The sequence below is a fragment of the Ruminococcus sp. genome, from assembly GCF_019417665.1.
Classification (GTDB): domain Bacteria; phylum Bacillota; class Clostridia; order Oscillospirales; family Ruminococcaceae; genus Ruminococcus_C.
Genome location: NZ_DXUU01000040.1, coordinates 1 through 13,889 on the forward strand (window position 1 = coordinate 1; position 13,889 = coordinate 13,889).

Sequence of the window (13,889 nt, forward strand, 5' to 3'; positions counted from 1 at the left end):
ACTACTACTACTACTACTACTACCACTGCTACTACTACCAGTACTTCTTCTGCTACAACAACTACTACTTCAACTACTACATCTACTACATCACAAACAACAACTGAAACAATGACAACCAAAACAAGTCCTACGACTCAGCCCACAACAACTACGACAGAAACGACTACTCAGACAACAACAACTTCGGAAACAACAACCACCACAATGACAACAACGACTACAATAACAACAACTACAACATCTTCCTCTGCCACAACAACGACCACAACGGATACAACAACCAGCACAACATCTACCTCAAAGAACAGCACAACTACGACCACCCGCCCCCCTGCGCATACCATGACCTTCACACAATCCACTACTACAACGGAAGCGACTACTACAAGCCGCACGAGAGCTACTACGACCGTAAGCAGCTCAGATACCAATCCGACAACAACTTCCAAAACGACAGCAACAATAACAACAACATATACCACAACAGATCTCACCGCGGACACTTCTTCCACCACATCCCAGTCTACTACAAGCAATACGACTGCCAGCACGACTGATACAAGCACCTCTACAGAAACTACTACCACAGGAACGACAGTAAGCCACATTCTCCCAAAAATGCGTGGAGATGCCAATTTAGACGAACTGGTAGATGCGAATGACGCCTACCTGGTACTGGAATACTATGCAAAAAAATCCGTAGGGGCTACGGACTGCGTATTCCATGAAGATCCTTCCGTAAACCGATGGCTGCTTCTGCTGCTGGATATCGATGGTAACAGCACCATTGACGCCAATGATGCCTATTATATCCTGCTGTATTATGCAAGCCAATCTGTTGGAAAAAATGTTTCCTGGGATGAACTGGTATAAATAACACAAAGAGAGCTGCTGCACCAACAAAAAGTGCAGCAGCTCCTTTTCATGTATGCGGGATTCCTCCGGATTTCCGTTTTCATCATAGTGTCAGCCATGTAAAAAATGAGGAGTTTCCGAAGCAGTCGCAATTCTTCGAATTTTGTGACATTTTCCTTGAAAAGCATCGTAAATCCAGGGATTTCTATCATTTTTATACATTCTTGAGAAAAGTCCCCTTACATCATTGACAAAAAAAGAAGAATCATGTATAATAATGTAGTTAAGGAGACCGCAGATGCAATCTGGCACAATCTACATTGTTTTATTGCATCTGCGATTTCCTCTGCATATGCAGAGTTTTGAGAGCCCTCTGCATATCGTTTTATTTTTTCAATGAGGAGAGAGGTTTTCATGAATTTTCATTTTCTCGAAGTCCTTGGTGTGAATCTGTTTAACATGAAGACAATGGCAATGGTCATATTCTTCATATTTGCTATCATTGCCATCGGCTATCTGATCGGCAAGATCTCAATCAAGGGCGTCACACTAGGCAGTGCAGCAATCTTCATCGTTGCACTGGTGGCAGGACATTTTATGCAGCTGGGTCTGGATAATATCACAGAATGGAGCGAAGCTGGCGGCTGGGCCAGCATCAAGCCCTATTTCAGTATGACCCAGAATCTCGGTCTGATCCTGTTCGTCACCTCCGTCGGTCTCATCGCCGGCCCCACATTCTTTAAGAATCTGGTGAAGAACTTCAAGTCCTATGTTCTGTTGGGTCTGATCATCATTCTGTCCGGCGCAGGTACATGTGCCCTGGTCACCATCCTGGTACCGGATATGAATTCCGCAATGAGCGTTGGTCTGCTGTCCGGCGCACTGACCAGTACACCGGCATTTGCCGCTGCACAGGAAGTGCTCCAAGGCACAGAATTTTATGACCAGATCGCAGTCGGTCACGGCGTTGCATATCCTTTTGGCGTTATTGGCGTTGTACTATTTGTACAGATCATGCCTCGTCTGCTCCATGCAGATATGGACAAAGAACGTGCACTGCTCATGAGCAATGATCAGGGTACTAAGAAAGAATCCAAAGGCAAGCTGTTCGAAATGGACAAGTTTGGCCTGGGTGCATTTGCACTGACAGTTGTCACTGGCCTGATCCTGGGCTGCATCAACATTCCTCTGGGCAACAACCAGTCTTTCAATTTGGGAACGACCGGCGGTCCGCTGATCATGGGTCTGATCTTTGGGCACTTCGGCAGAATCGGCAAGCTGAGCCTGAAAGTAGACGAGCATGTGGTATCCATCTTCCAGGAATTGGGTCTGATCCTGTTCCTGGTAGGTGCCGGCGTTGACGGCGGCCGTGAGTTTGTCTCCACGCTTTCAGAATTCGGCCCGATGCTGTTCGTATACGGCGCACTGATGACACTGGTTCCGTTGATCCTGGGCTTCATTATTGCAAAGTTCGTTCTGAAGATGAGCCTGTTCAACAACCTTGGCTCCCTCTGCGGCGGTATGACAAGTACACCGGCGCTGGGTGCTTTGATCAATGTAACCGGCACGTCCAATGTTGCTTCTGCCTATGCAGCAACTTACCCCATTGCACTGATTTCCGTAGTTCTGGCTTCGCAGTTCCTGACATATCTCTAAAATAATTCACCAGTCTGGTGAATCACATATCAAAAACCGCCTGCACCTCGGCTCTCCGATGCAGGCGGTTTTTTTTACAAAATTTTATCTATTACAGACCGGCTTCCCAATCCCAGTTATAGACCTCCAAAGAAGTCAGATCATAAGGCGTCAGCTGATATACGCAGTGATTCAGCCAGTTGGAAAACAGCAGATTGGCGCTGCATCCCCAGCTGAAATGAGGTTCCTTTGTTGGATCATCATCCGGGAAATAATTATAAGGTACGGCAATATCCAGCCCCTTTTCCGCATCCCGAAAATATTCCCCTTTCAAAGTATCCCTGTCATATTCCGAATGCCCCGTGATAAAGAACTGCCTGCCATTATTGTTCGCAACAATATGCACGCCGGACAATTCCGATTCCGTCAGGATCCGCAGTTGGGGCACCTTCTCAATATCCTCTCGATGTACCTCTGCATGACGGGAATGAGGTGCATTGAACACATCATTGAACCCTCGCAGCAGCTGACAGCGAGGCTCCAACACATGCTGTGGAAACACGCCGAATATCTTCTGAGGCAGATTATACTTCGGGATATCAAAGTGATAATGCAGTCCGGCAAGTGCCGCCCAGCAAATATGCATAGTGGAAAATACATGGTGCTTTGTCCACTCCATAATGGTGCAGATCTCCTGCCAATAGTCCACATCCTTGAATTCCAGGTGTTCCACGGGCGCACCAGTGATGATGCAGCCATCATAATACTGATCCTGTATCTCGGAAAATGTACGATAAAACGTCGCCAGATGATTCTGGGATGTGTTTTTGCTGATATGGCTGGATACATGCAGAAACTCAATGTCCACCTGAAGCGGTGTGTTGCTGAGCAAGCGAAGGAACTGACACTCCGTTTCAATTTTTTTCGGCATGAGATTGAGCACCAGCACACGCAGCGGACGGATATCCTGATGTGCTGCACGATCAATATCCATCACAAATATATTTTCTTCTGCCAGAATACGATATGCCGGCAAATCCGGCGAAATACAAATCGGCATCTGCTTGTCCTCCTCTCAAAGCCTGTAATTCGGCTTATTTTCTTCTTGATTTCTGCGGAACAACGGTCTCACCCTTGCCCATGGCATTACGCAAAGCACGAAGCTCGTCCGCTGTCAGATCCCGGTATGTACCGGGTTTCAGCATACCCAGCTTCAACGGGCCAATGCTGATCCGGCGCAGGCGTGCCACTTCCAGTCCCACCGATTCGCACATACGACGAATCTGGCGATTCTTGCCCTCGTGAATCGTCATAAGCAGCACCACACGTCCCGGCTCTTTCGTCTTTACTACAACATTTGCCGGCTGGGTCATTTTGCCGTCCAGTTCCATACTGCTGGACAGGGCAATGAGCTGTTCCTCCGTCACATCCGGGCGAACTGTAACACGATAGGTTTTGCTGATATGACGGCTGGGATGCATAATACCGTTGGCAAATGTGCCGTCATTGGTCAACAGCAGCAGACCCTCTGAGTCCTTATCCAACCGTCCCACAGGATAGACACGTTCTTCCACGTCTTCCAGCAGATCCATAACACAGTGGCGATCCAGCTCATCCGAGGTTGTTGTCACATAGCCCCGGGGTTTATACAGCATCAGATAACGATACTGCTTCTTTCGCGGCAAGTACACACGCTCGCCGCCTACTGTGATCAGATCAGCAAGCGTCGCTTTGTCACCCAATTTCACCGGATGTCCATTGACTTTTACTTTTCCGGCAGATATCAGGGCTTCTGCCTTGCGCCGGGAACAATATCCGGCATCTGCCAGTAATTTTTGAATTCGAATCTTTTCCACATCTTTCTCCTGTTATTCAAGCATTAAAGCATTTTTTGATTTTTTTCCAGATTTGCTGCGGCAGGGATGGATTTTCCTCCATTTCGGGGGCAGCAGTACGATACGCCGCATCCTGCATTGCGCAGAGGGAACCACCTGCCACCTCTCTGCCGTTCAGCAGGGCAGTCCAAGTGCCTACACGCTGTCCAGCTGTCACCGGCGCATAGAGAAACGGCTCTGTCTCCAACTGATATTCCAGTTCCGGCACAGCTCCGTCTCGTGTTCCCACAGTCAGAGTTTCCTCTGCCTGAACAGACACGCTCTGCGTTTCGCCGCCAGCCACAGGAAGCTGCCAGTCCTGAGGCATGGTCACCTCTGTGGGTTGTAACTGCGAAAAACCGTAATCGTACAATGATAGATGATCGTCCCAGTCATTTTTGTCATTGAGCGTCACACAGATCAGAGTGATTCCATTGCGTTCACATGCCGAAACCAGACAGCGCCCGGCTTCATCGGTAAAGCCGGTTTTCACACCGATCACAGTTTCATCCATGGTCAGCAGCTTATTAGAATTGGTGAGCCACCGTTCATAAGGCGGATCACCAAAACAGACCTGCGCTTGTGACTGTCCGCAAATTTCCCGGAAAGTCTCATTTTGCAGTGCCGCTGCGGTCAGGATCGCCATGTCATATGCCGTAGAATAGTGCTCGTCATCGTGCAATCCAGACGGCGTGACAAAATGGGTCTGGGTCATGCCCAGTTCCTGCGCCTTTGCATTCATGAGATCGGCAAAAGCCTCGTAACTGCCGGCAATTTTCACCGCAGTCGCACCGGCAGCATCGTTGCCCGACGGCAAGAGCATTCCATAGCAAAGGGCACGCTTTGTCACAGTGTCACCCTCCACCAGACCCATAGACGAACCTTCCACATGGATGGCGTCGGAATCCACCACAAATTCCGTGTCCAGATCGCCGCTCTCAATACAGAGCAGTGTGGACATGATCTTCGTGGTACTTGCCATGGGACGCTGTTCATACGCCTGCTTTTCGTATAAAATCTCCCCAGTCACTGCCTCCATCAGGATGCAAGACTGCGCCGAAACAGAGATTTCCGCTGCCGCTGAAATTTTCGGGTTGCCAGTCACAGTCAAACATACTGCCATCATGGCGCCCACCCATTTTTTCATCCATTGCCGCATATTGCTACGCACTCCTCTGCATTAAACTACAATAGAATATGCAGTTTCAGCGGCAAATATGGCTCAGTTCTCTTGTCCGTCCGAGATGTCGCTTTCCTTTTCCTTTTTACCGCCCTTTTTGACAAGACCGCTAATACGGTCTACCACTTCCGGCACAGAACGGATGGCACTGCTCAATGCATCACCTGCTTCATCCATTTGCAGCAGGCGCACACCGTCCTCCTGCACCACCAGAAATGCCACAGGCTGAATGGACACGCCGGCACCTGCACCGCCGCCGAAGAGATCCTTTGGGTTGGACTTTGCCGGAAGATCCGAGCCGCCCGAAGCAAAACCGTAAGAAACCTTGGAAACCGGGATAATGGTCACCTTATCCGAAACCACAATGGGATCTCCGATAATGGTCTGTACATCCACCATTTCACGCATTTTTTCCATGGTAACACCCATGAGATCCTGAATCTGACGTTTTTCCTGCATAATTGCTGCCTCCTTTATTTCTCTGCCCCTGTTCGGGCAAACTGTTTCTTCTGATGCGTCCCTTGCGGCGGCACGTCTCTTCTTTGCTGCTGCATGAGATATCCTATGGCAAAGCTAAACAATGCTGCAACTGCCGCCAGGGGACAAAAATGCACTTTTCCCCGGACAGTCCACTGGCTTTCTTCCTGCCCAAAGGCACACTGGACGAAAACCCGGCGCACCTTCACACGCATGGTACTTTGCAGCACGCCCAGGGATGTATAAACCATGGCATTTGTCATGCCATACGCCACGGCGCATTCCTTGGCGTCAAAACGCCCCACCTGCGCCATGATCTCAAGACCCCGAATAGAGATTCCCTTCCAGAGCATACGCAGAGGACGTGGCAGGATACCTGTCACATCCCGGAATGTCTCCCAATACTGCTTTGGCGTGCGGGAGCTTGATTTTTCCGCATTCTTCGGCTTTTCTTTTTTCCTGTGTTTCTCTGACTTTTTCCTGGGCGAGCGCTGAAACAAGCCTTTTTTTTCGCTGGAGCACAGAGAGATCCCCAGCCAGGAAAGCTTCCAGAAGGAATGTCCCTGAGAATCATCATGCTCCACTGTCATCACCAGCGGCATCAGAAGCAGTCCCAGCAGCAACAGCACAATACCTAATGCAATCAGCCATCCGGTCATGGGCGTGTCCCTCCTTTACGGCTCTGCTGCCTCCTGTGTCTCTTCAGATCCCGACTGGTTTTCTGCCGCCAAAATGGGAAGCGGCGGCAGCTCGTCCAGGGAATTCAGTCCGAAACAGCGAAGAAAATGGGGCGTTGTGGCATAGGCAATGGGACGTCCTGGTACTTCCAGGCGGCCAGCTTCCATAAGAAGTTCCTTTTCCACCAGAGTATTCACCACCGAACTGCTGTCCACACCACGAACATGCTCCACAAAGCCCTTGCTCACCGGCTGGTTATATGCCACAATGGTCAGCACTTCCATGGCTGCTGCTGAAAGGGGAGCCTGTTTTTTCGTCTCCACTGCTCGCTGGATCGCCGGGGCGAACTGCGGGCGAGTGCACATCTGCCAGGCATCCCCCAGCTGCTGTACACAAATGGCGCTGTTCTGTTCGTCATACCACAGTGCAAGCTGCTTCAAAGCGGCTGTAACAGCAATTTCACTTGCCTCACACGCCTGTGCCAGACGAGTTACCGTCACCGGCTCGCCGCTGGCAAACAAAACCGCTTCTAAGGTAATACAAAGCGGTGATCTGGTGTTTCCTTCCATCATAATGCCCCCATTCCTGTCAATTATTCTTCTTCAGGCAAATCTGAAAGATGATTTCTGCCTTTCTTCGGGCGATCTGTCCGTCGGTAGAGATAAGTGCCGTCCTCACTGATGCCAATACGTCCGTGTTTGGTCAGTTCCAGCACTGCCAGAAACAGGGCGACCCGTGCGGAACGCTCCCGAACATCTGCATAGATCTCGCCAAAATAAACATGCTCGTTGTGATACACCTTCCGCATCACATAAACCACCTTGGACATCACAGAAACTACAGGCTGACTTACCACACGCTGAAGACGATCCCGGGCATTGTCCTGAGGTGCAAAACGTTTCTGCCCCATGGCATTCCAGGTCTCTAGCAAGACACAGGGCAAATGTGCTCTGGCATATGCCGGAGACACTTCTACAGGCATGGGCTTCCGGACAAAGATCTGTCCGCCTACGAAACGCTGCGCCAGAAGCTGCGCCGCCTGTTTACAGAGCGCATATTCAATCAATGCGCCCTGGAGTGCTTGTTTTTCCTTCTGTGCTTCTTCCGGGCGGGGCAAAAGAGACGCTGTTTTAATATAAATCAGCCGTGCCGCCATTTCCAGAAATTCACCGGCAAGTTCCAGGTCCTGTTCCCGACACTGATCCATATACGCCAGATATTGTTCCAGCAGACTGGAGATCTCAATATCGTAAATATTCAGCTTATGCTTGGAGATCAGGCTCAGGAGCAAGTCCATAGGGCCTTCAAAAACCTCCAGTTTAAATGAAATTGTCTGCATGAATTCACATCACCATCTGCACCAATGTACCGATCCAATTCGTCGCCCAGATGAAAAAGTCTATGATCCAATCAGAGATCCAGCTGATGGGTATACTCAACACGCCGACCAGGATCAATACCCAAAGCACAATAGATAGGATCTGCTGGTGCTGCTGGATCCACATGGATTTCTGATAGGGCAAAAGCATCATCAGTACCTTGGAGCCGTCCAGAGGCGGAACAGGGATCAGATTGAACACAGCAAGGCAAATATTTACCGAAATAAAGCCGGATAAAAAATAATATAATGCAGTCGTTATCGTGCTGCTGCTTATTGCATAAAATGGGAAAACGATCTGGAGCGCAACTACACCTACAAATGCTGCCAGCAAATTGGAAAATGGACCGGCAAGGGATGTCCAGATGATGCCGCGCCGGGGATTATTCATGCGTGCCGGATTGATCGGCACCGGCTTTGCCCAGCCGAAGCCAGTCAGAAGCAAGAGAACAGAGCCGAACGGGTCCAGGTGTGCAACGGGATTCAAAGTAAGACGGCCGCTGGCTTCTGCAGTATCATCACCGCATTTCCGGGCAACCCAGCCGTGGGCAAACTCGTGAAGCGGCAGTATCAGCAAAATGATAACGACACGTGCCAGAATGGTATAACGATCCAAATGTAAAAAGTTGTTGATAATTCCCATGCAAGCCTTCCTTTCTGCGGTACTTTCCGCACCCGTATTGAAATGATGGTATGAGTACTATTATACATGATTGCACCCTGAATTTCAAGTCTATTTTGATACATCCCTTAAAATTTTCAGTTTTGTTTTTCTTTCCCTGAAAAATATCTGTTTCTCCGTTATATCGTATTTCATGAAAAGAAAGTCAAATCGTGTATTATCATGGATTATAGAGCGGATGAGCAAAATAGTTTTAAGATTTCTATGCTTTGAAAAAATATTCGAAAGATTCGAAGAAAAAGCTTGCATTTTTCGGAAAAATCTGATAGAATAGATATGTTAGTTTGCGGGCTGCCCAAGGGGGGCAGTTTGGCATGCAAGCTCGTGTAAGGAGGTGCAGTAGGATGGCTAAATGTGAAATTTGCGGAAAGGGTGTTACCTTCGGTATCAAGGTTTCTCACTCCCACAGACGCTCGAACAGAACATGGAAGCCGAACGTAAAGCGTGTAAAAGCGATTGTGAAGGGAACTCCTTGTCATATGTACGTTTGCTCCAGATGCCTGCGCTCCGGCAAAGTAGAACGTGCGTAAGGTCTCTGTTTACATGAAAAATCACCGGAAGATGATAGCGAAAAGCTATTGTTTTCCGGTTTTTTCTGTTTCTGGCAGTAAACTGCTCCTCATTTGCCCGGCATTCTTCCGTGTTCCTTCAAAACAGTTCAAAACATCCCAGGATTTTTTGTGAAAATTCCCTTGCTTTTTTTTACGGAATGTGGTATACTAACAATATCCCTGTAAATATCTGCGAAACAAACGGCGCAGTACCATTTCCGGGCGATAATTTTTGGATGAGGTGAACCGAATTGGCACAACTGAAAAAACCCACGATCAAAAACCCAACTCTGGTTGCCACAATGGCAGAGTTTAAACAACAGCAAAACAAACAGACAGAACAAGCAATGCTGGACGCAATCAAAGAAGCATCCTTTATTGCACCGATCTCTCTGCGTAATTCCCTCGACGAGGTTGAACCGGATGAAAATGGTCAGCGCCAGCTCCAGGCATCCCTGACGGCAGTCTCCAACAAGGATGGTGCAAAGTTCTTCCCCGCTTTCACAGACTGGCTGGAATTCCTCAAGTGGAAAAATGACCCGGAAGCAGAAACCATGGTAATTACATTTGACCAGTACTGCGATATTCTGCTCAAGCAGAATATTGATATCCGCGGCATCGTAATCAACCCAGCTGAAGCGAATATTGTTCTCCAGCGCAATAAAATGGCAGAAATGAAGGGCATTCAGCTGAATCAGACTCAGGCAAACCCCAATCGCTCTATCACTGCATTGTTCGGCGCTGAAAAAATCACAAACCCGGATGTAGTCATCGCAGCCGCCAAGCTGAAAGAAGAAAAATCCGGAAAGGCACAGAACGAATTGTTCGATGCAATGCGCAAGGCTCGTTTCGTTGCTCCGGTGCTGATGGAACTGCCCAAGTCTGCAAAAGCAGGCGAAAAAGTCAGTGCACAAGCTGAATTTATCATGATCAATCACGATGATAAAAAGTACATGCCCCTGTTCACCAGCCTATCGGAACTGCAAAAATGGGTGGGCGCACCTTCTTGCAAGGCCGTTCCCATGTCTATGGCAAACTATACTGCCATGCTTTCCGACCAGCGCAGCACAGCTGCTGGCATTGTTCTGGATCCCTTTACCATGGGGCTGTCTTTCAGCAAGGAACAGGCAATTGCCATCCAGCCTCAGCTTGTTTTACAAGATTTGAAAAATATTCCTATGGACATGGTTGGCGAACTGAAAGAACACTTCAAGGGCATCCCGGAAGTCAAGACCGCCTATCTGAATGGTGTCAAGGCAAACAGTACTGATGGCTACATCGTCATTCTGGATTTGACTCCTAAGGCAGATGTCCGTGCCATTGCAGACGGAACTGCTGAGATCGCTAAGAAATACAACAGCCCTTGCGCTGTAGCTCCGCTGAACTCGCCTATTGGCCAGAAAGCCACAGAGGGCAAGGTACCTTTCTACGAAGCATAACACCGTATTGATTTTCACATAAAAAGCGAACCGCCTCCGGTGAATACCGAAAGGCGGTTTTTGATTTTTGTTTTACTGTTCCGCGGTTAATTCCCGCAAAGCGTTAAAAGAAGGTTTTAGCTTGTGATAAATCTCCTTCACCTGTTTTCCATCATGATAATATCTTGACAGCAGATTATTCAGTGACAAAAGATCCTCAGACGCCGTCAGAATAGCGCAGATACGATTGACCACCTGTTTGTCCTCCGTTTCCAGCAGTTCCTTCACACGTGCTCGAAGTGCCTTCGAGAACACCACAACAGCGCCGTTTTTCTTTTTAGCGGCAGGAGCAGACTGTTCCTCCTGTGTTGCCTCCTTTGCAGCTTCTTCCAGCATCTGTGCCGTATTCACTGCCGAAACACCATCAAGAGCATTTTCAATGGTAGCACAAATAGACAAGGATGCGCCGCCTTCCTGCAAATATTGGGCAAAAAACGTCAGATCCAAATCAAAATCCGTGTCCTTACTAATAATATACAGCGGTTCTTTGGGACGGCTGCCCACCAGGTAGCCGATATACATGGAGAGCTGAAGATCCAGTGCATTCTTCACCGTATTTTTCCGAGTAGAAAGGGCTGTAACCTCCATCAGGCGCAAGACTGCACGGCAGGAGATCAAACGGCGATGCAGTTCAAATGTCAGACCACAGCGGTTCTGGGTATAGAAAATCACAACCTCATCCGTCTTTTTCAGCCGTTCCAGCCCCGTCAGTCCCTCAATATATACATTCTCATAATCAACCAGGTAAATTGCCATCGTTTCCTCCTGCGGCTCTTCTCATTTCATATACTGTAAAAAATAGTTATAGATATAAAAAAAGAGAACGCCCAATGCGTTCTCGCTGCACTTTGGAGGCGCCATCCAGATTTGAACTGGAGAATCAGGGTGTTGCAGACCCTTGCCTTACCACTTGGCTATAGCGCCGTTTGGAGCGGATTACGAGGCTCGAACTCGCTACCTCCACCTTGGCAAGGTGGCGCTCTACCAGATGAGCTAAATCCGCATTGGCGACCCGGATGAGGTTCGAACTCACGACCTCCGCCGTGACAGGGCGGCGTTCTAACCAGCTGAACTACCGGGCCATGTGGTGGAAACTATAGGGCTCGAACCTATGACCCTCTGCTTGTAAGGCAGATGCTCTCCCAGCTGAGCTAAGCTTCCATCCATTCTTTTCAGCATCGCATCTCTCAGCGACGTATATTATTATACACCATCTCAGATGATTTGTCAAGGCTTTTTTCAAAATTTTTTCAAGCCCCCGAAATCCGAAAAAGTACCGAAATTACGTGGAATTTTCGACTCTCCTTAATCGTTTACAGAAAGTTAATATATAGATAGGGAGAAAAATTTACGTCCCAGGATCCGTCAGACACAAAAAAACTGCCTGCACCCCACGGATACAAACAGTTTTCTTATATTGGTACAAAAATCAAAAATTACATACCAGAGACAGTAAAGTTTACCTCGATGGTTGTCCAGTCGCCAATCGCAGACGGATCCAGAATGGTTGCAGAATAATCTGCCTTGTTGGCCAGATCTGCAATGTTGCCCTCTGCGCTTCTTGCATCGCCCGGCAGACTGTCATCCGGAACCCACTCGTTGAAGATGTTAGAACGGATATTATTGTGCTTTGTGCCGTCGATCTCAGTCTCTTCGGTGTTGGTGAAGCTCTTCTTGGTCAGCGGAATCTCTGTGCCGTCAACCTTAACAGCAGTTACATCAATAACTGCGTTCGGAGTTGCATCTGCGCCGTCCATAATCTGAACAGCCATGAAGGCGGTACCGTTTGCAATCAGTTCACCGTTAACGTCACCAGTTGCATCATAACGAATTGAGTTGGTGTCAACAGTAACACTGACAGTGTAGTCACCATTTCCGGTGATCGGTACAACGCCGGCATCATAAGTCAGATAATCTGCGTCGCTGCCGGTGTACTGAAGCCACCACTGACCGTCAGCCATACTCAGATAAGCATCACCAGACTGCGGTACAACAGCTTCTTCGAAATCACCAGTCTGAACCTGCTGAGGTGCAGAGCTTTCTTCTGCTGCGGACTCTTCTTCACTAGACTCTTCCTCGCTGGATTCCTCTGCGCTGGACTCAGCTTTGCTGGAAGATTCTGAGCCGGATTCAGACTCGTCGCATGCTGTGAAAGCAGCACACATCATAGCGGATGCCAGCAAAAATGCCAGGATCTTTTTTGTTTTCAACATATTATTTCCTCATTTCCTCAAATAAAAATGTTTGTGTGCAGACCATACCCTACAATCTGCACATTATAATTATCATACTAAATTTCAGCACCGGATGCAAGATGTTTTTTGCACAAACTTCACACCACATTCCTCTTTTGGTTTTGTATAAAGCGCTGATTTTCTGTAAAAAACCGTTCCCATCTTGCAATAATCAACAATATACTTATTACAACGTGTGATAAAAGATCATCGTATCCACATATGTTCCGTCTTTTCGTCGGAAACCTCCAGGAAGCTCTCCTACTTTCACAAATCCCAACTTTTCATAGAGCCGCACTGCACGGTCATTGCCTTTTACGACTACATTGAATACCAGCAGCCGATAGTCCAGTCTTTTTGCCTGTTCCAGAGAATGCTGCACCAAGCACTCTCCGATATGCAAGCCACGCAGTTCCGAACGGACTGCATAGCTGGCATTGGCGTGATGACCACATCTGCCCACATTGTTGGGGTGAAGAATATACAGCCCAACCACCTGTCCCTTATAGTACGCCACGCCCACAAAATCCTGCTTCGAAAAAAACGCATCCGCTTCTTGCTCTGTCATAGGTGTCTCCTGAGGAAATGCGTTTCCCTCTTCCACTACTTCGTTCCAGACTTCTATAATTCCTGCCAAATCTTTTTTCGAATAAGGCACAATTTTCAATTCGTCCATTTTCGGAATCCTCTCCTTTCTACTTTTGAAGCACAAAAAAATCACGTAATCCAATGGCAGCTGCACATGGATCACGTGTTTTCACATTCTATCTGGAGCGAGCGACGAGAATCGAACTCGCAACCTCAGCTTGGGAAGCTGATGTTTTACCACTAAACTACGCTCGCAGGCTCTGCGTATACGCAGAA

General features: G+C 48.2%; 14 protein-coding genes, 5 tRNA genes and 1 pseudogene. 4 read left to right on the plus strand and 16 right to left on the minus strand.

What is annotated here, in order from left to right; all coding sequences use genetic code 11:
* Both QZ375_RS10315 and QZ375_RS10320 read left to right on the plus strand, forming a co-directional pair.
* Window positions 1-876: pseudogene (locus QZ375_RS10315) on the plus strand (hypothetical protein); the annotation flags it as partial.
* Between the two features lie 396 nt (window positions 877-1,272).
* Window positions 1,273-2,514 (plus strand): permease, encoded by a 1,242-nt coding sequence (locus QZ375_RS10320; protein ID WP_295218719.1) that lies wholly within the window; start codon window positions 1,273-1,275, stop codon window positions 2,512-2,514.
* A 91-nt stretch (window positions 2,515-2,605) separates the two neighbouring features.
* On the opposite strand, the gene metA is transcribed toward QZ375_RS10320, so the two are convergent.
* The 8 genes from metA to QZ375_RS10360 form a co-directional block, all read right to left on the minus strand.
* Complete coding sequence (metA, locus tag QZ375_RS10325; RefSeq protein ID WP_295218722.1) at window positions 2,606-3,553, minus strand: homoserine O-succinyltransferase; 948 nt, start codon at window positions 3,551-3,553, stop codon at window positions 2,606-2,608.
* A 34-nt stretch (window positions 3,554-3,587) separates the two neighbouring features.
* Window positions 3,588-4,349 carry a pseudouridine synthase gene (locus QZ375_RS10330; protein ID WP_295218724.1) on the minus strand — a complete coding sequence of 254 codons (762 nt, stop codon included), beginning with the start codon at window positions 4,347-4,349 and terminating at the stop codon, window positions 3,588-3,590.
* Between the two features lie 16 nt (window positions 4,350-4,365).
* Window positions 4,366-5,526 carry a D-alanyl-D-alanine carboxypeptidase family protein gene (locus tag QZ375_RS10335; RefSeq protein WP_295218727.1) on the minus strand — a complete coding sequence of 387 codons (1,161 nt, stop codon included), beginning with the start codon at window positions 5,524-5,526 and terminating at the stop codon, window positions 4,366-4,368.
* 63 nt (window positions 5,527-5,589) lie between these two features.
* Window positions 5,590-6,006, minus strand: coding sequence for a GerW family sporulation protein (ytfJ, locus tag QZ375_RS10340; protein ID WP_295218731.1), 417 nt, complete (start codon window positions 6,004-6,006; stop codon window positions 5,590-5,592).
* Between the two features lie 14 nt (window positions 6,007-6,020).
* Complete coding sequence (locus QZ375_RS10345; protein WP_295218734.1) at window positions 6,021-6,683, minus strand: hypothetical protein; 663 nt, start codon at window positions 6,681-6,683, stop codon at window positions 6,021-6,023.
* 15 nt (window positions 6,684-6,698) lie between these two features.
* A complete protein-coding gene (gene scpB, locus QZ375_RS10350) occupies window positions 6,699-7,274 on the minus strand; it encodes an SMC-Scp complex subunit ScpB (RefSeq protein WP_295218737.1) in 576 nt (191 codons plus the stop codon).
* Window positions 7,275-7,294: 20 nt separating this feature from the next.
* Window positions 7,295-8,041 (minus strand): segregation/condensation protein A, encoded by a 747-nt coding sequence (locus QZ375_RS10355; RefSeq protein WP_295218739.1) that lies wholly within the window; start codon window positions 8,039-8,041, stop codon window positions 7,295-7,297.
* 4 nt (window positions 8,042-8,045) lie between these two features.
* Window positions 8,046-8,723, minus strand: coding sequence for a site-2 protease family protein (locus QZ375_RS10360; RefSeq protein ID WP_295218742.1), 678 nt, complete (start codon window positions 8,721-8,723; stop codon window positions 8,046-8,048).
* A gap of 383 nt (window positions 8,724-9,106) precedes the next feature.
* Here QZ375_RS10360 and rpmB point away from each other — a divergent pair, with 383 nt between their 5' ends.
* Together rpmB and QZ375_RS10370 are read left to right on the plus strand one after the other, a co-directional pair.
* Window positions 9,107-9,292 carry a 50S ribosomal protein L28 gene (rpmB, locus tag QZ375_RS10365; protein ID WP_295218744.1) on the plus strand — a complete coding sequence of 62 codons (186 nt, stop codon included), beginning with the start codon at window positions 9,107-9,109 and terminating at the stop codon, window positions 9,290-9,292.
* 272 nt (window positions 9,293-9,564) lie between these two features.
* Window positions 9,565-10,752 (plus strand): enhanced serine sensitivity protein SseB C-terminal domain-containing protein, encoded by a 1,188-nt coding sequence (locus QZ375_RS10370; protein ID WP_295218746.1) that lies wholly within the window; start codon window positions 9,565-9,567, stop codon window positions 10,750-10,752.
* Window positions 10,753-10,824: 72 nt separating this feature from the next.
* Here QZ375_RS10370 and QZ375_RS10375 read toward each other — a convergent pair whose 3' ends face one another.
* The 8 genes from QZ375_RS10375 to QZ375_RS10410 all read right to left on the minus strand — a co-directional run bounded on the left by QZ375_RS10375 (window position 10,825) and on the right by QZ375_RS10410 (window position 13,868).
* Entirely contained in the window at window positions 10,825-11,547 is a 723-nt protein-coding gene (locus QZ375_RS10375; protein ID WP_295218749.1) for a PIN domain-containing protein, read from the minus strand.
* Window positions 11,548-11,640: 93 nt separating this feature from the next.
* Window positions 11,641-11,715, minus strand: a tRNA-Cys gene (locus QZ375_RS10380).
* 3 nt (window positions 11,716-11,718) lie between these two features.
* Window positions 11,719-11,794 (minus strand) — tRNA-Gly (locus QZ375_RS10385).
* A gap of 2 nt (window positions 11,795-11,796) precedes the next feature.
* A tRNA-Asp gene (locus QZ375_RS10390) sits at window positions 11,797-11,873 on the minus strand.
* Between the two features lie 3 nt (window positions 11,874-11,876).
* Window positions 11,877-11,952: transfer RNA gene (locus QZ375_RS10395), tRNA-Val, on the minus strand.
* 275 nt (window positions 11,953-12,227) lie between these two features.
* Window positions 12,228-13,004 (minus strand): hypothetical protein, encoded by a 777-nt coding sequence (locus QZ375_RS10400; protein WP_295218752.1) that lies wholly within the window; start codon window positions 13,002-13,004, stop codon window positions 12,228-12,230.
* A gap of 208 nt (window positions 13,005-13,212) precedes the next feature.
* Window positions 13,213-13,701: a GNAT family N-acetyltransferase gene (locus QZ375_RS10405; RefSeq protein ID WP_295218754.1), complete on the minus strand. Its 489-nt coding sequence runs from the start codon at window positions 13,699-13,701 to the stop codon at window positions 13,213-13,215.
* Between the two features lie 93 nt (window positions 13,702-13,794).
* Window positions 13,795-13,868 (minus strand) — tRNA-Gly (locus QZ375_RS10410).
* Window positions 13,869-13,889 lie beyond the last annotated feature (21 nt).